General features: G+C 42.8%; 24 protein-coding genes and 2 tRNA genes. 10 read left to right on the forward strand and 16 right to left on the reverse strand.

The annotated features are described in order from the left end of the window. Nucleotides 1-213 precede the first annotated feature (213 nt). The 3 genes from DMB44_RS05605 to DMB44_RS09495 all read right to left on the reverse strand — a co-directional run bounded on the left by DMB44_RS05605 (nt 214) and on the right by DMB44_RS09495 (nt 2,098). Nucleotides 214-1,746 (reverse strand): DUF5591 domain-containing protein, encoded by a 1,533-nt coding sequence (locus DMB44_RS05605; RefSeq protein ID WP_110641679.1) that lies wholly within the window; start codon nt 1,744-1,746, stop codon nt 214-216. Between the two features lie 100 nt (nt 1,747-1,846). Further along, nucleotides 1,847-1,928: transfer RNA gene (locus DMB44_RS05610), tRNA-Ser, on the reverse strand. Between the two features lie 8 nt (nt 1,929-1,936). After that, nucleotides 1,937-2,098, reverse strand: coding sequence for a hypothetical protein (locus tag DMB44_RS09495; RefSeq protein WP_201796935.1), 162 nt, complete (start codon nt 2,096-2,098; stop codon nt 1,937-1,939). A 109-nt stretch (nt 2,099-2,207) separates the two neighbouring features. Between DMB44_RS09495 and DMB44_RS05615 the strand changes: the two genes are divergently transcribed. After that, entirely contained in the window at nt 2,208-3,203 is a 996-nt protein-coding gene (locus DMB44_RS05615; protein WP_110641943.1) for a class I SAM-dependent methyltransferase family protein, read from the forward strand. Nucleotides 3,204-3,360: 157 nt separating this feature from the next. Here DMB44_RS05615 and DMB44_RS05620 read toward each other — a convergent pair whose 3' ends face one another. The 3 genes from DMB44_RS05620 to DMB44_RS05630 are packed head-to-tail and all read right to left on the reverse strand — an operon-like array spanning nt 3,361 to nt 4,380. Beyond that, complete coding sequence (locus DMB44_RS05620) at nt 3,361-3,564, reverse strand: LSM domain-containing protein (RefSeq protein WP_201796943.1); 204 nt, start codon at nt 3,562-3,564, stop codon at nt 3,361-3,363. Between the two features lie 26 nt (nt 3,565-3,590). Then, nucleotides 3,591-3,803, reverse strand: a complete 213-nt coding sequence (locus DMB44_RS05625) for a hypothetical protein (protein ID WP_110641681.1) — start codon at nt 3,801-3,803, stop codon at nt 3,591-3,593. Beyond that, the gene (locus DMB44_RS05630; protein ID WP_110641683.1) at nt 3,766-4,380 is read right to left on the reverse strand and encodes an exosome complex RNA-binding protein Csl4; all 615 of its coding nucleotides are present in this window, start codon (nt 4,378-4,380) and stop codon (nt 3,766-3,768) included. Before DMB44_RS05630 ends, DMB44_RS05625 begins: the two co-directional genes overlap by 38 nt. A gap of 223 nt (nt 4,381-4,603) precedes the next feature. Between DMB44_RS05630 and DMB44_RS05635 the strand changes: the two genes are divergently transcribed. The 4 genes from DMB44_RS05635 to DMB44_RS05650 are packed head-to-tail and all read left to right on the forward strand — an operon-like array spanning nt 4,604 to nt 8,067. After that, nucleotides 4,604-5,110: an ArsR family transcriptional regulator gene (locus DMB44_RS05635; RefSeq protein WP_110641685.1), complete on the forward strand. Its 507-nt coding sequence runs from the start codon at nt 4,604-4,606 to the stop codon at nt 5,108-5,110. Continuing rightward, complete coding sequence (locus DMB44_RS05640; protein WP_110641687.1) at nt 5,107-6,126, forward strand: tRNA (cytidine(56)-2'-O)-methyltransferase; 1,020 nt, start codon at nt 5,107-5,109, stop codon at nt 6,124-6,126. The genes DMB44_RS05635 and DMB44_RS05640 overlap by 4 nt, the downstream gene beginning before the upstream one ends. A 10-nt stretch (nt 6,127-6,136) precedes the next feature. Beyond that, nucleotides 6,137-6,895: a tRNA pseudouridine(38-40) synthase TruA gene (locus DMB44_RS05645; RefSeq protein ID WP_110641689.1), complete on the forward strand. Its 759-nt coding sequence runs from the start codon at nt 6,137-6,139 to the stop codon at nt 6,893-6,895. Between the two features lie 41 nt (nt 6,896-6,936). Continuing rightward, nucleotides 6,937-8,067: an MFS transporter gene (locus tag DMB44_RS05650; protein WP_110641692.1), complete on the forward strand. Its 1,131-nt coding sequence runs from the start codon at nt 6,937-6,939 to the stop codon at nt 8,065-8,067. Between the two features lie 118 nt (nt 8,068-8,185). On the opposite strand, the gene DMB44_RS05655 is transcribed toward DMB44_RS05650, so the two are convergent. After that, nucleotides 8,186-9,385 carry a M20 family metallo-hydrolase gene (locus DMB44_RS05655; protein ID WP_237265321.1) on the reverse strand — a complete coding sequence of 400 codons (1,200 nt, stop codon included), beginning with the start codon at nt 9,383-9,385 and terminating at the stop codon, nt 8,186-8,188. A gap of 260 nt (nt 9,386-9,645) precedes the next feature. Here DMB44_RS05655 and DMB44_RS05660 point away from each other — a divergent pair, with 260 nt between their 5' ends. Then, nucleotides 9,646-10,233: a hypothetical protein gene (locus tag DMB44_RS05660; RefSeq protein ID WP_110641694.1), complete on the forward strand. Its 588-nt coding sequence runs from the start codon at nt 9,646-9,648 to the stop codon at nt 10,231-10,233. A gap of 9 nt (nt 10,234-10,242) precedes the next feature. Here DMB44_RS05660 and DMB44_RS05665 read toward each other — a convergent pair whose 3' ends face one another. The 4 genes from DMB44_RS05665 to DMB44_RS05680 form a co-directional block, all read right to left on the reverse strand. After that, nucleotides 10,243-10,881 (reverse strand): HAD-IB family phosphatase, encoded by a 639-nt coding sequence (locus DMB44_RS05665; protein WP_110641696.1) that lies wholly within the window; start codon nt 10,879-10,881, stop codon nt 10,243-10,245. Nucleotides 10,882-10,893: 12 nt separating this feature from the next. Next, entirely contained in the window at nt 10,894-12,282 is a 1,389-nt protein-coding gene (proS, locus tag DMB44_RS05670; protein WP_110641698.1) for a proline--tRNA ligase, read from the reverse strand. Between the two features lie 62 nt (nt 12,283-12,344). After that, on the reverse strand, nt 12,345-12,665 hold the full coding sequence (locus tag DMB44_RS05675) for a TA0938 family protein (protein WP_110641949.1): 321 nt from the start codon (nt 12,663-12,665) through the stop codon (nt 12,345-12,347). 1 nt (nt 12,666) lies between these two features. Continuing rightward, a complete protein-coding gene (locus DMB44_RS05680) occupies nt 12,667-13,548 on the reverse strand; it encodes an iron-containing redox enzyme family protein (protein WP_201796937.1) in 882 nt (293 codons plus the stop codon). Nucleotides 13,549-13,741: 193 nt separating this feature from the next. Between DMB44_RS05680 and DMB44_RS05685 the strand changes: the two genes are divergently transcribed. After that, nucleotides 13,742-13,826: transfer RNA gene (locus DMB44_RS05685), tRNA-Leu, on the forward strand. A gap of 16 nt (nt 13,827-13,842) precedes the next feature. Beyond that, nucleotides 13,843-14,073, forward strand: coding sequence for a hypothetical protein (locus DMB44_RS05690; protein ID WP_110641700.1), 231 nt, complete (start codon nt 13,843-13,845; stop codon nt 14,071-14,073). Here the strand turns inward: DMB44_RS05690 and DMB44_RS05695 are convergent. Both DMB44_RS05695 and DMB44_RS05700 read right to left on the reverse strand, forming a co-directional pair. After that, a complete protein-coding gene (locus tag DMB44_RS05695; RefSeq protein ID WP_110641702.1) occupies nt 14,057-14,995 on the reverse strand; it encodes a transcription initiation factor IIB in 939 nt (312 codons plus the stop codon). The genes DMB44_RS05690 and DMB44_RS05695 overlap by 17 nt on opposite strands. An 11-nt stretch (nt 14,996-15,006) precedes the next feature. Then, nucleotides 15,007-15,213, reverse strand: a complete 207-nt coding sequence (locus tag DMB44_RS05700) for a Gar1/Naf1 family protein (protein WP_110641704.1) — start codon at nt 15,211-15,213, stop codon at nt 15,007-15,009. A 309-nt stretch (nt 15,214-15,522) separates the two neighbouring features. Here DMB44_RS05700 and DMB44_RS05705 point away from each other — a divergent pair, with 309 nt between their 5' ends. Continuing rightward, a complete protein-coding gene (locus DMB44_RS05705) occupies nt 15,523-16,482 on the forward strand; it encodes an NOG1 family protein (RefSeq protein ID WP_237265322.1) in 960 nt (319 codons plus the stop codon). After that, nucleotides 16,475-18,121, forward strand: a complete 1,647-nt coding sequence (locus DMB44_RS05710) for a glutamate--tRNA ligase (protein ID WP_201796938.1) — start codon at nt 16,475-16,477, stop codon at nt 18,119-18,121. Before DMB44_RS05705 ends, DMB44_RS05710 begins: the two co-directional genes overlap by 8 nt. 220 nt (nt 18,122-18,341) lie before the next feature. Here the strand turns inward: DMB44_RS05710 and DMB44_RS05715 are convergent, their stop codons facing one another. From DMB44_RS05715 to DMB44_RS05725, 3 genes are all read right to left on the reverse strand, one after another. Continuing rightward, entirely contained in the window at nt 18,342-18,611 is a 270-nt protein-coding gene (locus DMB44_RS05715; RefSeq protein WP_110641955.1) for a PRC-barrel domain-containing protein, read from the reverse strand. Between the two features lie 187 nt (nt 18,612-18,798). Beyond that, entirely contained in the window at nt 18,799-19,401 is a 603-nt protein-coding gene (locus tag DMB44_RS05720; RefSeq protein WP_110641708.1) for a GMP synthase subunit A, read from the reverse strand. A gap of 2 nt (nt 19,402-19,403) precedes the next feature. Next, nucleotides 19,404-20,327 carry a transcription initiation factor IIB gene (locus DMB44_RS05725; protein ID WP_010901355.1) on the reverse strand — a complete coding sequence of 308 codons (924 nt, stop codon included), beginning with the start codon at nt 20,325-20,327 and terminating at the stop codon, nt 19,404-19,406. Nucleotides 20,328-20,724: the final 397 nt, after the last annotated feature.

Consider the following 20,724-nt stretch of genomic DNA (forward strand, 5'->3'; position numbering starts at 1 on the left):
TCCTGAACAGATTATCCTGTGTTCGATCCAAAGGTAACATCGATCCGTTTAAGTAGGAAATGAATCGCTATAGCCAGGTATCCATACCCAGCCCACGAAGGATGGAAGGATGGACGGAGGAGATTTCGCGAAAGTGCCATTAATACAATATTTCAGAGCGAATAGCCCGTGCTCTAATCAGCTTTATTCTACGAATTATCACGGAATACAGCGTCATCTTACCTTAACTGCCACACCCTTCTTCAATTCGATCATTGCCCTTGCCGGCATCTTTGCTATGCCGACGCCGCGGATCTCACCATTATGGACAAGCACAACCTCGTCTTCCTGCCTGATGTCCTCAGTGGCGTCAACAACCCCCATGGCGTAGACGTTTGAAGTGGGTTTGAAGTCATCTATCTCCACAAGGAATTTTCCATTGTTAAGAAACATATCTGCTGAGGCCTTATTTATGGTGAACTTTCCCATCTTTTCATTGTATACAAACAGAATTTTCCCATCCTTTACTAGCATATCCTGATTGTAATTTCTCCTTATAGTGTATCCGGATATCAATGGCATCAGCCAATCCCCAAACTGGTATTTAAGTATGGAATTATATTTGACAATTTTCTGATTTACTGATTTCCCAGAATTTGCCTCTCTCTTCAATATATCATTTAGTTTCGACAGATTTGCAGATTTGAACTCTATGACTTCATATGGATATGGTATGGCTTCGGTGATAAATTCCAGATCATCAGGAATGAAGGCTATTACCTTTCTGTATCTGTTTCGATCCATATAGCTCCGCATCATGCGCTTCATCATGACCTTTTCATCCTCATACCAGAGCCCAATCACAGGTATATCGTAAAACCTTGGAGGGTACGTTTCTTCCAGCTCCCTTGGTACTATACCAAGAGGTGATGTAACTATTATTTCATGAATATATTTTCTCAGATCACCTATGGCTCCGATCACCTTCTGATGGCTTCTGGAATAAGAATAGGGCTTCTTTGCAGAGCATGGAAGTATAAGCGCCACGTCCAGATCGGGCTTCATGTATGAATTGCTTATATAGTTGCGGTACCTTATCAGGTCTGGCCTGTACAGATCCTCTATGGTGTTCGCCTTTATGTAAGGGGTACGCGCAGGAAATACGCTCTCGAATTCCTGATAATATGAATAATCGGCTATGCGCACTATCTCTGCAGCCTTGCTGGATACGACGGTTTTTTCGACAATTTCTCTCAGCGTACCGTCTGCTATTGAACTGCGTATGTCCTGGATGATCTCAGAGATGAACACATTATTCTCAGCTGAAACGTCATGATCCGTTCGATCTATTCCAAATGGAGTGAATCTATAGCCCATCTTACCCTGCATCTCCAGGACTGAATCATCGAAAAACGATACACCAAGGTAAACCAGCGCGGGTATCGAAAACGGATCACTCAATCCTGAGATAAATATCAGCTTGGAAAAGCCGTATTTCGAATGTATGTCCATGATCAGCCTTACAAGATCCTTCGGCTTCCTTACAAGTTCCATACCATTGGGTATTATGATGAGATTTTCAGTCTCCAGCAATTCCTGTTTTATCTTTGCTGGATAGAGTATCTGCCTCGGTATTCTTTCTCCAAGAATTTCTATATATTTCTCATCATAATTTATATCAGAGGCTGTTCTGAGTACTGCCGGAAAAACTACATCGCCAATTTTTCCGTATCTGGAATAACCGAATATGGCCTGATCCTCAATCATTTATTTACGATATTTTGACAGGATTATTTAAAGTTCGTATCACAAAAAGTACTACCCATCTATTTGGCCTTTCATTGAATATTTTTATAGATTAGGAAAACGCGGGGAGTGGGATTCGAACCCACGCTCTCATAAGAGAAACAGCTTAGCAGGCTGCCGCCTTACCTCTGGGCCATCCCCGCCCACAATCTCACTGGCTGAACCTCTCCTGAAGGTCGTTGGCTATCTGCTCCAGCATCTCTTCGAAGTCCTCGTTCTCAAAGGTGAATATTTCTCCGCTCGGTAGAATTATTTTCGCATAATATATATCGCCATCCTTAGATACCTCAACCTGAGCCAGTTCCTCTGTCATACCTATCAAGCCTTAAATGATTTGCCTATATTATACTTTTACGCAATTGTCCTCTGGCGTTCGAAACGATAATGATCGCGTTTATATCCCGATGTATATATACGATTGGATGAGATCCAAGGCCTATCTTATTCCGAGTAGCTTAGCCGATCAGGCCATAAGGGATCTTATGGCATCTGGTAGGATCAGGAAGGATCTGAAGATCCGCAAGATCGGGGATTATGTTGCGGTTCCAATATTCGATGAGGATACCTCATACAATTTCGAATCAAAGTATCTGGACTTTGAAAGCAGAAAGTACGCCAATGTGAAAGATATGATAAGGGATATCCTTTCTAGGGAGTATAGATACACAGGGTATATACCTGAAAAATGGGTGAGGTATGGAAACAGCCTCTTCCTTACCAGACCCGTTGGAGAATGTGTCTTTGAAGTTATGAAGCGTGTTCTAGGTATAGATTCGATATACGTCTATCATGGAATCACCTCGGCAGAAAGGATACCGGTTGTTGAATTTCTATACAGAAAGAGAGGCGAAGTTCTTCATATAGAAAATGGCATAAGGTATCTCTTCGATCCGGAGAAGGTTATGTTCTCTCCTGGAAACACCAACGAAAGAACGAGGATGCGCCTTCTGAAATTCCAGGATGAAAACGTGCTTGACATGTTCTGTGGCATAGGTTATTTCACTCTGCCCATTGCAAAATATGGCCAGCCGGAAAAAGTGTATGCCTGTGACATAAATCCATCGGCAGTTCATTATCTGGAGGAGAATGCTAGAATTAACCGTGTGGAAGAGAAAATAATACCGATCATCGGAGATTCAAGAGTCTCATGTCCCAAGGGCCCATTTGATTCCATAATCATGGGTAATTTCAAATCTCTGATGTTTTTACCCGCAGCACTCAAGCGATCGAAGGAAAACACAAGAATAATACTCCACCATCTTGTATCCCAGGAAAATCTTAGCAGATATAGATACGATATAATGCACTACACATCCACGATAGGCTATCTTTCATCGGTGGAGGAGTCCCATATTGTAAAGTCGTACGCACCTAAGATGTTCCATGTTTCAACCACGCTGAGGATACTCCGGATATGAATTGCGCAAAAATAAGAGGGAAAACGCCCCATAAGATATCAACAACCACATCATCTAAAAGAGATTAACACAAAAATAGATTTTGTCCACCGAACCGTCTTTCATCGATCCGGTATAGAATCTAGTGAGTTAACTGAATTTCAATTCCCTCTCCTGATTATTTTGGTACTATTCTTACAACGTTGCTTCCTCTAACCACCACAGTACCAAGTTTCCTTGACACGTTCTCGCTGCTTTCGTCCACATCATCCAGTACCATATTCATGTACTCGTCAAATCCTGTGAGCACACCTTCAAGTACACGGTTATCCTTCAACAGCAAAGAAACCCTTTTGTTCACGCTTTCCTCAAGCATTTTCATTGGCATCATCAAGATCATTTCACCCCTCAATTGTATTCATCATCATCAAAGTTATCTTCGCGGCTCATTATGACCTGTATCAGACCACGGAGTACCTCTTTAACATCATCCAGTTCCTTTCTCATATTTTTAACTTCCTTGTTGAGTGCCTCAACATCCTTTGCCTTATCATTACCTGCGTATTTCATCATCAAAACCCCCTTAATTTTGCCTGCGGGCCTCACTATGGCTGTTGCCATGGGTTATCCTGTTTTCGTAATTGAATATATCTACATTGCCATAATCATCCGCTATCTTGCGTATCTCCGTGCGCTGACAGTTCTCACAGTACAGAGTTATATTCTTCTTCACGAGAGGTTGCCTGCATCTGGAACATACCGCACTTATAACTCCATAATGGTTGCCATTTATAGATATTTCCGGCATATCTCCAGTCCTCACCACATAACCTCTTATCAGGTCTCCCACAGAGATGAAATCGGACTGTGGTCTCTTGGACATTCCAAAAGAAAGCTGCATCTCTTCATCAACTTCCTTCAGGCCTGTTCCTCTCTGGAAGACTCCAACAACCCTGACTATGTATCTGTGCGAATCGTTCTTTATTACCTGCCCATACACAATATCGCCCTTTTTCAACGTGAACTCCTTTTTTTCGGTATCCACTGATATCATGAGATTTATATCATCCCTGATTATATTCCCGAATTTTGTTGCTACTATCTCACCGTTCTTTTCCTCAGTATTGCGTCCTGGCAGGTATTCCTCCGTAGTGGCTATTATGTCCCCAGGAAAAGCAACTTTCTTTTCTCCTTCCATGGATATTCCTTTGTATACTTTGGCCTATGCGGCTATATCGACATATGATCATACATATTTAAGTTTTTTTCCACTGAAAACGTAAGTATTCGCTCATTATATAACCGTTCACCATGCACCTGTATGGAGGTTAACCAGTTATATGGGGCCCATAATTCAATTTCATGATAATCCTTTCACTCTCAATAAAAGTTATATTATTTTTTAGCATATCCTGAATATTATGGTAAGCAGAATAAAAGTTGTTAACGACCCTGGTGAACTGGTATCCATATTTCATGCTGCTGATAGTGAGGTCAAGAGAAAATTGCTTCTGGATCTATCCACCGGATGGATAACACTGCCTGTGATAGAACAGAAATATGGAAAGGAGGGGAGAAAGGCCCTTCTATACCTGGACAAGATCAAGATGATAGAGACGCAGTGGATCACTGGGCAAAATGGACCTGAAAAAGCCTACCATACATATTACACAAATGTTCAGATAAACATAATGGGTTCGTTAAGCGAGCTCTCAGACATCATATATGCCGCAACGCTTTCAGATGAACAGCTCGGGGAATATGAGGAGAAGATAAGATCCATGATGAAAAATGGTGAAGGTGTGTTTCTTGGCGATGTTTCGGATGCTCTCGGCATCTCGCAGACGCTCATAAGGGGCATAGTCAAGAGATCGAGCATCCTTGAGATAAAAGGATATAAAATAGAGTTGGTTTCTGGTGCTGAATGATCACCGTACTCAGGATAAACCACAGACCATTCCGGGATAAGAGAATAACAACGCATGTGGCGTTGACCGCAAGGGCCTTCGGTGCCTCCTCAATACTGGTCGATGAGAAAGACGAGACGCTGGAAAACACTATAAATGAGGTTGTTAAAAATTTCGGAGGAAATTTCTCCATAAAGACAGGATGCAACTGGCTATCAGAGTTTAAGAATTTCAATGGAATTAGAGTGCATCTGACCATGTATGGGCGGAGGATTTCCGATGTGATGGATGAGATCAGGCTAAGCGGCAAAGATCTTATGGTACTCGTAGGATCAGAAAAGGTTCCCATGGATGCCTATGAGATAGCCGATTACAATGTCTCGGTAACAAATCAACCCATAAGTGAGGTTTCCGCCCTCGCTATATTCCTGGATCGCTATTATCAGGGCGCTGAACTCAAGAAAGAATTTATAGGGAGGATAAATGTGCAACCGACCGATAGGGGGAAGATAGTCAAACTCATCCCGGATGAACAGGAGTGCATGGATCTCCTGAAAAAATATGGGGCCAGCGAGAAGCTTATAGAACATGTGAAAGCCGTAAAGGAACTCGCGGTGAAGATAGCCGAACGCTGCAGTGCAGATCAGCGTATCGTGGTCGCTGGATCTCTTCTTCATGATATAGGCCGTACAAGAACCAATGGTGTGGATCATGCAGTGGTCGGTGCTGAGATACTCAGATCCGAGAATGTGCATGAAAGCATTGTTCAGGTCGTGGAAAGACACATCGGTGCCGGAATATCCAGGGAAGATGCTGTTAAACTTGGGCTCCCGCCTAAGGATTATACTCCTGAGTCCCTGGAGGAGATGATCGTTGCGCACGCCGACAATCTCTTTGCAGGAAACAGAAGATTGAAGGTCAAGGATGTTATTGAAATCTATCGGAAAAAAGGACTGAATGATGCTGCTGAGAAAATAGGTGATCTGCACAGAAAGCTCAGCGCCATCGTCGGCATGGACATAGACGATATTCAATGAAAAGTACATCATGACGCACTACGCATTCAAATTCGGTTATGAGGGTCAGTATTTTACAGGGTTCCAGAGAGGCAATGGTGAACACAGCATAGAGGATGCAATAATATACGTCCTCCGAGAAAATGACTTCGAATATGATATAAGAACTGCAGCAAGGACCGATCGCTACGTCTCGGCAGTTTCCAATGTTTTCACTCTAGAAACAGCGAGGGATCCCGATTCAGTGGCCAATCTTATAAACTCAAAGGAAAAACACATCTTTGTGCATTCATATGCTATTGTTGCAGATAGCTTTAATCCAAGACACTGCACATACAAGATATACAGATATTATATCTTCGATGATATAGACTGCCTGGCTATGGAAAATGTTATCAGGAAATTCATAGGGACTCATGATTTTCGCAGTTTCGCAAGGGTAGACAGCAGAAGGACGATGAGAACGATACTCGATGCAAAATGTGTTGAAGAGGATAATCGCCAGTATCTTGAGTTTAAGGCCAGAAGTTTTCTCTGGAATCAGGTCAGAACCATGGTCGCATTTGCACAGGATAATGCTGAAACCGGAATTGATCCGTTTTCAATAGAGGGCAGATATCCTAGAGTTGCAAGACCGAATAATCTGATACTCTGGGAAATATATTACGAAGGGCTGGAATTCAAAGGCGTAAGAAGGATGCCGAAGAAGATGCACGAACTCTATGAAGACAGCAACATAGACGCCATGCTGCTTGAAAACTTGATCCGGAAATTTGATCACGGCATCTAGACTGATACAGTTTTATTAAGCCTATACATTTCCCTATCCAGATGGATTACAGGCCCAAAGCTTATAGCATAATATTTGCCAGATCCCTTTACGCACTTAACTGGTTTGACATTGCACCAGCGCTGAAATACATATCAGCAGATCTGCACATGAATGTCATACAGATAGGGTTGGCCACCACGTCATTCTATATAGGCCTGGCTCTTTTCCAGCTTGTGGGCGGATCTCTGGCGCATCGTATCGGGAATCTGGTCGTATCGGTAACTGGTCTTGGGATACTTGGCACATTCGGCATATTTTCTGGACTCTCCACAAACTTCGTTGAACTGTCTGTGTCCAGATTCATGGCTGGAGCCGGATCGGCCCTGTTCTTTTCGCCTGCACTTGGTATAATATCGGATATAGTACCGGTTGAAAGATACGGATCCTATGTGAGCGTTTACAATGGAGCGTTCAGTTTCGGAGCCGGTACGGGCATATTTGCCTTTGGTTACCTCGACACGATCACCGGCTGGCGTCTGTCCCTCGTCATTGGCGGTCTGCTTCTCATTCTAGCGGATCTTGCTCTGTTCATACTGATGAGGAGAGAAAATCTGAAGAAGAGAAGGCCGATGAGCGATCTCATAGCTGCCGTGAAAAAACCTGCCCTCTGGATTCTTCCAGTTGTTACCGTTGGAAGTGCGATTTCCGAAACAATAATGGGACAGCTCTTTGTCTATTATCTAGAAGAGTACAGGCATTTCTCAGCGATAATTGCGTCCCTTGCTGGTTCGTTCTTCCTCTTTGTTGGGCTGCCTGGAGGTTTTATCTCTGCATTTATAATACGCAGGTACAGCAGGAAGGTGCAGGTGACGTCACTCTTCGTCCTGATGTCTCTCATATTCTTCTTTGTGCCCTTTGAGAGAAATCTGGCGGAGATATTGATCACACTTTTTGCATTCAGCGTACTTTCCATCTATGGATTTTCATATCTCTATATGGAGGCCAGCAACATAAACAGATCAGCCGTTTCCTTCTCGCTCTCAGTTGTGAATTTTGTTCAGATGATGATAAGCTCTGCTGTACCGTATCTGTATACATATGCAATATACAGCGTATCCGTGAATACTGGATGGTATCTCCTTGGCGTAATTTCCCTTGTGCCTGCCCTCTTCATCGTAAAAATAAAGTGAACCATCTTAAGGCGATCATGAAAATGGTAAATAAAGTGCCATTACGGTTAAACGGTCGGAGCTTCAGGCCGAAAAAATGACCAGATGGCCTGTATGATGCCCAAAATGATCAAAAAAATTATGATACGAGAACGTCTTCGAGTACGTCTCTGTCCATAAGTATATGCGAGATCAGACAGAATTCATCTGGCTTGTGGGCGTTCTCCTCTATCGTCGTGAACCACACCACTGCTGGCATGCCAAGCCTCCTGAAAAATGCGGCGCATGTTCCTCCGCCGATGCCTATGGCCCTGGGTTCCTTTCCCCTCTTCTTCTTTATTGATTCCTTCAGTCTCGTCACAACTTCTGAATCTTCCGGAGTCTTCGCCGGTGCTTGTTCCTTCTGTATGAGTTCGTAAGTTATTCTGGCCTTGCTCTCCTTCTGAAAACTGCTTATGGCGCCATCTATCGTTTTCAGAACGTCATCAAGATTGTACTCCGGCAGGACTCTGCAGTCAAAGTAAAAGACGTCTGTTCCAGGTATTGTATTGACGTTGTCCACATTCTTTTCATGTTTGGTGGGCTCAAAGGTAGAATATGGAACGTTGAAGAGATCGTCCCTTGCCGTGTATTTCTCATGAAGTATCTTATCGAGATCAAGCATGAATCTGGCACCTTCCCTGAAGGCGTTTATGGCGTTTACAGGCATGCTCGCATGCCACTGCTTGCCCATCACGCTGAATTTTACCCAGAGGATGCTCTTCTCCGCCACCTCTATTGTCATACCATCCTCGCTTCCAGCGTCCGGCACTATTATAAGATCGGATTTGCCGAATATATTCTTGTCAAGAAGGTACTGTATTCCGTATTTGCTTCCCATCTCCTCATCAGCAACAAAAGCCACACCGAAGCCTATTTTGGACTTCAGATTCTTGACTTTCATATCTCTGAGGATAAGGAGCGCAGTGAACACAGCCTGACCATCATCCTCAGTTCCCCTTCCATACATCCTGTCTCCATCCACTGTCACGTCGAATGGCGGTTTTGTCCACAGTCCAGGATCGCCAACAGGAACAGTATCTATGTGAGCTACAAGCCAGAGCGTTTTCTGTGCATTTCCTGTCCTCAGGACTATGTTTGACCTGATCTTTCCGTATTCATCCGTGGTATCATATCTCTTGTAATCACTATAACCAAGCTCTTTCAATATCTTTTCCAATTCGTCTGCCCTGTTCTTTTCTCCTTCTCCACCGGAGGCTGGGGATATGGCCGGTATCCTTATAATTCTCCTAGCAACCTCAATTACAAAATCCCTATCTGGCATAGAAATGAGATCCATGTCGGAGTATATCGCTAACACGTTAAAATTTTCCCTGTCTTATCCGCATCGCATGGATCTGATATGTTTGACATATGCATCGCCACAGTGCCATTCAATCTGAAGAAGATGAACAATATGCATAGCAGCGATGTTGCCTGTCTGCATTGTTATAACCGTAATAGAATATATATCATGAGATGCATCGTAATGAATCGAAGAAACATACCGATGAGAAGCCCTGCCACCGGCAAAGATTTAACATAGTATAAGTTGCCCTAATGATGTTCCACAGACCAGAGTATGCATATATATACAGAGGCATAACAGTTATGGTCGCCTTCACAATAATGGTAGATATTCTGCAATCTCTGGTGCATATATATTTACCTCTTTCCAGCCTCAATTTCATAGTATTTTACATAAATACCTTTTCCCTGGGGATACTGTTTGCTCTCCTCATTACATATGGGTTTCTTGAGGGATCTACATCCATAAAAATATCTGCCATCTTTCTTCTGGCCTATTTTATAATGGACTATTCCAGGCCGCTGATCGTGCCTCATGCGGACGTAAGTTTTTCGGCTCTTTATGGTTTTTTACTGCTCTTTCTGCCCATAACCTCCAGAACACTTGCTCTGTTCTATTATCCGAATATGCTAACAAGATTTCTCACGCTAATATTCTTCATAGCTGGTACGGCATCCGCACTGATAACCTTTCATGGACTCATATATATCCACCATCCTATGAAGCACATCCAATTCGAACTCCTGATGATGTATCTTATATTATCGCTCCTGTCATCTATTATGATATTTTGGTATGCGAAAAAGCATGCCCAGCATCAGTATGAGCCTGTGCAATGATTTTTCGTTTCAGGCCTTTATATCATCCTTCAACATCTGGATTAGTTTTCTCATATCGTAGCCCAGTGGTATCTCACCATTGATGCCTCTGTTGCCTATCACGAAGGCCTTGGAAGAATTCTCATGGATCTTTCCGTTTTCCATCTGATCTCCGATCGATACAGTCTCATTCCTTGATATTTGAAGCCTCATCTGAAGATTCTGTACTGCTATGTCTTTGTGCTCAGGTATGACTTGTATCCTACCATACGGTTCAACGAAGCCATGTTCATCTGTGCCTATGACGTTTGATATGTTGTAGTCCAATTTCATACTCTCGCTCAGTATATCAAAAAGCCAGGATATACCTCCAGAAACAACAGCAGTTATCACACCTGAATTCCTGAGCGTTTCTATAACTTCCATAACGCCTTCCCTGATCCTTATTTCACGTAGGATTTCCTTGATGTCATTCTTCGTCAATCTCGGATGCATCCTCAGCCATGCCATAACATCGCTTCTGAAAAACTCATCGTATGTAATGAAACCATTTTTATAAAGTCTGAAATTTCTGTGGTTGTCTGTTCGCAGGCGTCGATGAACATATTCCCAGCTGCTAGGCTCCTCCGTCAACGTGCCATCCATATCAAAAATGGCCAGTCTTATCATCTGCCCTATCCTTCAATAAGATCTGGAAAAGACGGCCAATTTACCTTCCTTACCGCACACCACACATTTGCCGGTCTCCTTTGCGTCAACCATGAACCCGAGTGCGGATTTCTCTGTCTTCGCTTCTATGCTGTCTGAACATTCCTTAGAACCACACCAGAACGCTGTTATAAGACCGTCCCTATTGAATTCTTCAATACTGGAGGCCTTAAACACATGCTCATTGAACTGCCTTTTCGCATCGTCCATCATCTTCTCTCTTATCCTTATGAGCGTGTCCGGTATCTCGTATATGAGTTTCGATCTGTCTATTGTTATCTTACCAGGAATGTTCCGCATGGATAATGTGACAGTCTTATTTTTGACCTCTCTCTCCCCTATCTCTATCCTGAGGGGGACTCCTCTCATCTCCCAGTCATTGAATTTATAACCCGGGGTGAAGTTTTCTCTATCGTCAACCTTCACACGAACGTTTATGCTGTTCAGGGTGTTCTCAATATCCCTGGCATATTCCATTACTCCATCACCGGGGATCGGAACTATTATTACCTGTATAGGCGCCACGTCAGGCGGAAGTATGAGACCTTTATCATCTCCATGTATGCCTATGATGGCGGCCAGCAACCTCTCGCTCATACCATAGGTTGTCTGATGAGCATAATCGAATGTTCCGTCTTCCTTGAGATATTTTATGTCATAGTTCTTCGAAAAGTTTGTGCCGTACTGGTGTATCGTACCTATCTGCAGCGATCTGCCTGAGGGGAGAATGGTATCAAAAGCGATGGTATACATGGCTCCTGGGAACTTATCCCAGTCTGGCCTCTGATCATAGAAGTACGGGAGACAAAGCTGGGCGGATATTTCCCTCCATATCTCCTTGTACTGATCCATCTGCGCTTCAGCATCCTCGTAGGTCGCATGGGCAGTATGAGCCTCAAAGAAGTGTATTTCCCTTATCCTTATGAAGGAACGCGTATGCTTGGTCTCATACCTGTAGACGCTGACTATCTGGTATATTTTCAGCGGAAGATCAGCATGAGATCTGACCCAAAGTGAGAACATTGGATACATCGCAGATTCGCTTGTGGGACGCAACGCAAGTTCCTCCTCAAGGTTCTCCTTGCCTCCTTTGGTGACCCAGTAAATCTCATTTTCGAAACCCCTTATGTGTTCAAACTCAACCTCAAGCATGCTGCGGCCTATGAGAACTGGAAAGTTAACCTCTTGAAAATTCCTCTTATCCACCGCCTTTCTAACTATTGAATCGATCAGACTCATTATTTTCCAGCCATAGGGAAGCCACACATTCATTCCCTTCACTGGGTACCTTTTATCGCTAAGTCCCGCAAGTGTGATTATCTCGTTATACCATTCGCTGAAGTTATCCTTCTTGTTCTCCATTTTGCTTAGAATTTAAGAACGATATTTAAATTTCTTTGTCTCTTCATATTGTGTTTCCGCAATCATTTCTCCATCCTAAATTCTTCTATGACTGCACCAGGCCCAAATTTTACATAGAAACCCAGGGAATTCTTTTCGTTCTTTATAACGACATGTCTTCCGTCTCGATAATTTCCATTTATTCTTAGTTCATCTATTTTATTAATTGGAGTATTCTGCAATGCCTTCTCGATCATGTTTCTGAACTCGGCAGCACATATGTCGCAGCAGAAGAACAGATCCTCACCGAGTATCTCCTCGTGATGATCGCCCCATGTTGCTCCGCAAAGCGCACAACCGGTGGCCTTGCTACCGGCCCTGGCTCCGTTGACGATTATATTCAAATCATTCACCCCAAGCGGCTTCAAGCATTCTTGATCTTCTCAGCCTCGCGTTTAAATATAAATAAAAAGCGTCCATCGAACGGATCATTATTGATCTTGTTGTAAGATCGTCCATGGTCTCCGATTCCACTATCTTCAAAGCTTTTCCAGCATGATCCACGTCCGCTTTATAACCTTCCATCAGAAAATCCCGTACTTCCTGTGGATATTCTGAACTATTGAGTATGCCTGGATCGAAGTAATGCATCTTGGCACCATCATCCACAAGTGTCCTGTCGGCAACAAGTTCAAGCACATGCATTGCACCCATAGTATCCACCCAGGAATAGTGACTGGATATACTATACCAAACCTCAATTGCCTTCGAGGTCTCCGGTAACGGTGTGTATTCCATTATACGTTTTCTTGTCATGCCAAGAGCCTCACCCATCCTGATGAGCAGATCGAGATGCGATGGTCTTCCGTTGAAGCCTATGTATTCCGTCGCCACGTTCTCAATCTCATAATTGAATACTTCTTCTGAAGTTGTGGAATGTATAACGGATGAAAGAGTCCTGATCCAGTTTCTGAGGAAAAATCTGTGTTCAATAACGTATCCTAGCAATACTGGAATGCTTGGCTTCTGCATTGCCTGTATGAATGGATGCGGATCTGTGTAGAATTTTCTAATGAATGCGAGTCTCGCCCATTTCGCCAAGGATACTTGCGGAGAGAATACCATATCGAAGGCTTCTTCCAAATCAGAATAATCTATATACTTACCTCCCAGCTCGGCATAGATCCATGAGGTGTGGTTTGCATCACCCCTGATTGACATATTTCCGAAATGAACGCCGAGATCATGAAGCGTCTGCACTTTATCCTCACATACTGGACAGATCATAGTGTACATATACTTAAAGTCTATTTAAATTTAAATAGATTTAGAATGATATATATTTTAGAATAATGATTGCTATAATCATGCATTGAACAAATTGAGTGCGAGAACACTGCACCTATTGACCTTGAAAAATGATAAAATTTATGCCCTTCATTAAGATCTGCTTCCGCTGATCCTGAGGGTGAATGTATCTGCAGAGGTTGCCGAGTCAGGTCAAAGGCGGCAGACTCAAGATCTGCCTCCGTAGGGATTCGCCGGTTCGAATCCGGCCCTCTGCATCTTGGAAGTGAGGAAATGCTATCAGAACTTTTCATAGATGATCGGGATTGCGATCCATTTCTGAAAACCATTTCCCCAGATAATTATGGCAACATAAAGATGGAATGCAACAGCGAGAGAATAAAAATAGCTATAAATGAAGATAAATATGGTACGGTATTCACATTATTGGATGATATACTGAGAAATTATGAGGTTTTCAAAAAAATAAGGGATCTTATGTCACAGATCACTGTTCAACGTTGAGCTGCAGTTTTTCTGTCAGTTCCTTGTATCTGTTTCTTATGGTCACTTCGGTCACACCGGCCACCTCCGCGACCGCCCTCTGGGTTCTCCGTTCTCCAGTCATGAGTGATGCTATGTAGATCGCAGCAGCTGCCACACCTGTCGGACCCTTACCGGACGTCAAACCGGCATTTTCAGCGGTTCTCAGTATCTCAAGTGCCTTGTTCCTGGTATCCATGGACAGCTTCAGCTTGGAGCAGAATCTGCTGATGTAGTCCTCAGCCTTTGAAGGCATTATGTTTAACTTCAAGTATCTGCTCATGATCCTGTATGTCCTGCCTATCTCCTTCTTCTTGACTCTGGTTACGGACGCTATCTCACCAAGAGTCCTAGGTACGTTTGTTATCCTGCATGCGGCATAAAGTGCTCCAGCGACTACGCCCTCTATGCTCCTTCCCCTGATCATGTTCTGTTTGACGGCCTTACGATAAATGACCGCCGCTGTCTCCTTCACATCATCAGGTATGCTCAGATTTGAGGCCATTCTCTCAAGTTCCTGAAGCGCCTGGGAGAGGTTTCTCTCGGCGGCGTTTGAAACCTTAATTCTCTTCTGCCATTTCCTGAGCCTGTACAGCTGCGCTCTGTTCCTGGTGGGTATAGATCTTCCGTAAGAATCCTTATTCTTCCATGATATATCTGTTGAAAGACCCTTATCATGAATGGTGTACGTCATCGGAGAGCCGGCCCTTGCTCTGCTCTCATTCTGCTCTGAATCAAATGCCCTCCATTCTGGGCCCTGATCGATGTATGCATCTTCAATGACAGCTCCACATTCACCGCAAACAAGTTCACCATGTTCATAATCTCTTATGAGGTTTGTGGAACCACATTCAGGGCATCTTTCTATCTCCTCTACCTTTTTCTTCTTCGTATTTTCAACCATCCTAAATCACCTCAATTAACATAAACAACATCTGTCTGCACGCCCTGACTGTCCAAACTAACGAGCCCATAGGGCTCATCTACAGGTCCCATTATCTTGACGAGTACCCCTATCTTCTTTCCACTGGCATCGTATATCTTAGTCTTCAGATCCAGGGGCTTATCCAGCTGAATCACCATATCTCTACCTCTGATGTTGGTTACCTTATAAGCGTGCATTCAGATTATCATATCACATCGAAGTATTTAAATATTACGAAATGTATTTAAGTTTTTTATTTCCATTATTAAAACTTTGATGTCAAAAATCGTCCACTGCATCGAAAATAACTGGATAAAGTCGACTTGCTATTTAATGATAATGAATCAATATTAATAATAGTAATCATTTAAAGATATCAGTGAACATCGTATAAATGACAATTCGATTATGGAAAAATATCTATTTAGAAGATCCTGCATAAACCATACGCCTCCTTTCGGTAACAATTCGATAATGATTTATCGCCGGTAATACTACAGGTAGGAATGTTACTAAAGATACCCACAGTGCTCAGGGGACAGGAGCTTATTGATAAGGCCTTTTCGAGGGCAAGTAGAATTGAAGAACCATATTATCCCGATAAGGTAGAAAGAATAAAGAAGGAGGTACAGGATCGGATATCGACCATTGAAAGTATAAGCGTATCCTTCCTTGATAGGCTTGTTAAAAAATTTCCATCGATAAACAACCTTCATCCATTCTATAGCAGTCTCATAGATCTGATGTTCGATATAGATCAGTATAAGATCTCACTATCGAAGATCGACCGAACGGCACAGATGATAGAACAGATAAGCGGCGATCATATAAGAAGACTCAAAGCAGTCAAAACCGTGGAGGACGCAAACAGAATAATGAGATCCTACTACGGTAGATTTGCCTCCATAGTACATGAAATAGACCAGGATCTCGTGTTTCTCGGAAAATGCAGAGATTACATGAAGAAGATACCAGACATAGATGTAAATCTGCGTACATATATAATAGCTGGTATGCCAAACGTTGGTAAGAGTTCCCTGCTGGCTGCATTGACCACAAAGAAGCCCCAGATCGCACCCTACCCATTCACAACCAAATCTGTATTGATCGGAATTGCCGAGCATGGGAATGAAAGAATACAGTTCATAGATACCCCTGGAATACTTGATCGCGATTTCAGTGAGATGAATCAGATCGAGAAAAATGCTGTTCTCGCTCTGAGGTATATTCAGGGTACGGTCATATTTCTCTTTGATTACAGCGATGAATCCCTATATTCATCGGAAATGCAGGAGCATCTCTATAGACAGATAAAGGATCATATTAATCCGAATGTTATTAGGGTTCAGACGAAAATGGACATAAGCAAAGAAAAGAAGGAAGAGATAGCCATTTCCGTCAACTCCGAGGGTGGCCTTGATCCACTCAAGAATGTCATATTCGGAGAGAGTGATGATCATGTATGAGGACGACATAAGAAGGATAGCCCTTATCAATGCGTATCAGCACGATGGAAAAGCCGATGTAAAATCAGTCATGGGAAAGGTGATGGCAGAGATAGCCGATCTGCGCCGTGATCCAAAAGCAGCAAAGGATCTCGTCACACGCATAGTTGATGAGGTCAATGCAATGAGCCCTGCCGAAATAAAGGAGATCGTGGAGAGCAGATATTCATCATCCATCAAAAAGGAAAAGAAAACGGAGGATCACAGGCTACCCGATCTTGAAGGTGTCGATGGTCCTGTTGTAATGAGGATGGCACCTTCACCCTCAGGCCCCCTTCATGTTGGACATACAAGGATGGCCATACTTAATGATGAATATGTCAAGCGCTATGGCGGCGAACTTATCCTGAGAATTGAGGACACGAACCCAAAGAATATAGATCCTGAAGCTTACCATATGATACCTGAGGATCTGCGGTGGCTGGGCGTCAATGTTACGAAGACAGTCATTCAGAGCGATCGCTTCGATCTTTACTATGAGGAAGCTAAAAAGCTCATAATGAATGGCCATATGTACATCTGCACCTGCCCCAGAGAGGAGTTCAAGAAGAAGAAATTGGAGTCAATTCCATGCAAGGATCGTGATAACCCGCCTGAAAAGAACATGGATCTGTTCGAGAAAATGCTTGACGGTACTATAAATGAGGGTGAGGCCGTAGCCGTCGTCAAGACGGATCTAAATCATCCAAATCCATCGGTGAGAGACTGGATCGCATTCAGAATAATAAATGCCGTTCATCCAAGGGTAGGAGACAGATACCGCGTATATCCTATGATGAGCTTCAGTGTCGCTGTAGATGATCATTACCTGGGATTGACGCATGTCCTAAGAGGAAAAGATCAGCTCACGAATACTGACAAACAGAGGTACATCTTTGAATACAACGGATGGAAGAGACCGTATTACTATCACTATGGAATGATAAAATTTCCAGGCCTGAAGCTGAAAACATCCCTGATGAAGAAGGGTATTATGAGTGGCCAGTATGATGGATGGTCAGATGTCAGGCTTGGCACAGTTCGCGCATTTGCAAGGAGAGGTTATCAGCCTGAAACTTTCAGAAGATACTGGATAAATTCGGGACTTCGAGAGATCGATGCAATATTCTCCATAGAGATATTTGATTCCATTAACAGAGAGATCGTGGATCCAAAATCATATCGTTTTTCTTTCGTCAAAAATCCCGTTAAAGTTGTGATAGATAACATGCCGAGGATAAGGTCAAAACTTCCACTGCATCCAACGCATCCTGAGTACGGGTTCAGGGAGTACGAGGTTGAAGGGACAGTGTATCTATCCGAATCCGATCTTACAAAGATGAACGAAGGAGAAAGGATCAGACTCAAGGATCTCTGCTATATCAGGAAAAAAGGCGACAGGATATTATACGATGGACTTGATATGACTGAAAAGACAAAGATAATAAACTGGTGCCCTGATGGATCTAGGGATTTCTCAGTACTGAGGCCAGATGGATCGATAGATCGCGGACTGATAGAACCCATGTCAGCGGGCTATAGAGGAATAGCACAACTAGAAAGATACGGATATGTGAATATAGCCGACAGTGACAGCGTGGCCTATTTCACTCACTCATGAACCATTTACAATGCAGATCTCAAAAACATACTGCATTCTTAATTTCATTCCGCAGACAGTAATAGGACGCATTTATCAGCAAAATAAATCTTGAACCATTCTTATTTGAAATGTTGACGTATTAGCTACCGAAAATAGTCCATTTTTTTGCCTGATCGCGTGATGTTCTTTGAATATATCATCCATTATCAGAAGAAACACGCTTGTTGAAAGCTAGTGATCATATATGCATCAGATCTGGAAATGACTTCAGTATTACTATATCTCCAATTGATTTTACATAATTGTATGGTATGGATATAGGATCACCGTTCTTCACCAGTTTGTCATTGCTATCCATTATGAATAGGCCATGAATCTGATTCTTATCAAAATCGAGCACTATATCTGTGACCTTGCCGACCCTGATGCCCTTCATTGTATAAACTTCTTTCCCGATTAGATTTGTTATCTCGAAAGTGTAACCTACTTCAGACGCTTCATCCAACATTTTACCTCTGCCATTTAACGTACTTGCAGAAAAGATAACGATGAAAATCGTATTAAATTTTGTGATCCATCCGTTCATCTTTCACGAGATGAAACCTTCCACCGTTCCTACGCGAAAAACTCTATTGCCGTAAGGCTCATCTTGAATAAAAATAGGATCCGTAATCATAACGGACGGATCGATCAGTTCATTGCTGGGAACTTTCCTTCTGTAGATCCCTGTGTGATAGGCAGATCGATATGAAATTTTTGAATATCTCATGCCCGAATTGCGTATGCTCAACTTCAGGGTGAAATTGGGTAGCGTAGATAGGCCGTGTTTTATGATAGAATCCCTGTACCTGGCAGGTGCTTGAAGATGCGGCAAGGACAAAATCATCCGGAAGCCCCATTATCTCGTCATTATGATTTTCCCATACAGTTATCTCCGATGGAAGCCCATAGAAGATGTTTTCAGATCGCATGACTGAAATCCTTGTTTTGCCGAATTCTGGATGCTTTGCCTTCACGACCGATGCACCGAAATGCAATGCAATGAACTGAGCCCCAACGCATATGCCCAATATGGGATAATTATGATCGTCTATGTATCTTCCAACGTTTCCAAGTTTATCTATTTCCTCGTCTATGTTTGGAGCTCCACCACTCAGCACAAGACCGTCGAGCCCATCAAGATCGCTGGAATCTATGTCGTTTGGGACTATCTTCGTATCCACACCAAGCTCCCTGAGCACACGCCATTCTCTGTGTGTCCACTGCCCGCCGTTGTCTACAACGTATATCTTCAACATATCTATTCTGAGATTGAAATATTCAATGCTTTGCTTATCTCCTTGTATCTATTCCTTATGGTGACCTCAGTTACTCCTGATATTCTCGCTATTTCCTTCTGTGTTCTTGGCTTACCCACTTTCACCGAAGCTATGTATATCGCAGCTGCTGCTATACCTGTTGGGCCCTTCCCCGAAGATATACCCATGGACATGGCCTGCCTTACGATATCTTCACTTATGACGATGGCCTGCTTGTCCAGATCGAGTTTATTGCAGAACTGTGATATATAAGAGAATGGTGTGGTTGGCTTCAGATTGAGATCAAGTTCCTTTGCAAGATGCCTATAGGCCTTTCCGATCTTCTTCTTGTTGACTTCTGAGGCCTTTGAGATCTCATCCAGTGTGCGCGGTATATTGACTTTCCTGCAGGCAGCATAAATTGAAGCGCACACGATACTCTCGATGCTTCTCCCCCTTATGAGGTTCTTTTCCACAGCTTTTCTGTAAATCAACGCAGCTGTTTCCTTAATGTCCTTTGGAATGCCTAGCTTTGCACCTATATCATTCAGAAGCTGAAGCGCGAGGGAAAGATTCCTCTCGGCAGCGTTGGAGACTCTGATTCTCTGGTGCCATTTTCTTACACGATATATCTGGGCTCTATTCTTATGTGGTATTCTCTTGCCATAATAATCTTTATTGGACCATGATATCTCCGTTGCCAGCCCCTTATCGTGGCTTAGGTATGTCATAGGCGATCCGGTTCTAGCTCTTCTCTCGTCCTGATCAGAATCAAAAGCCCTCCATTCTGGGCCCTGATCGATGTATGCATCTTCAATGACTGCACCACAGTCAGCACAAATAAGCTCGCCATGCTCATAGTCTCTTATCAGGTGTTCAGAATTGCATTCAGGACACCGCTTTGGTGTTTCTCCCTCAACAGTCATCTTATCACTATAACGCATCTACATCATTGGATCTATTTAAACATTTTTTATTTTTAGTTACTCCTTAATAATATACACTCATATCATTTCTATACAAATTTTTCATATTCTGCAAACAATACGATAGAAAATTAAAATAGCAATCATTTTATACCCAAAGATATAAGTACGATGGATACCCATAGATCGAAATGTATTTTAACTTTTGTTCTCATAGCGTGAAAAGAATATTTCAGTTATAATGTATCTTTCTTTGAACAATATGCATATTTTTCATCAATGATCGTCCTTACGATTTTCGTAGGATAAGGACAGTCATCGAAAACGCGTTGAACATATTGCATATGATGGCCTGTTATGAAGCCGATACGGATAAGATACTACCAATGGGGAGCTG

This window comes from Thermoplasma sp. Kam2015 (genome assembly GCF_003205235.1).
Lineage (GTDB): Archaea > Thermoplasmatota > Thermoplasmata > Thermoplasmatales > Thermoplasmataceae > Thermoplasma.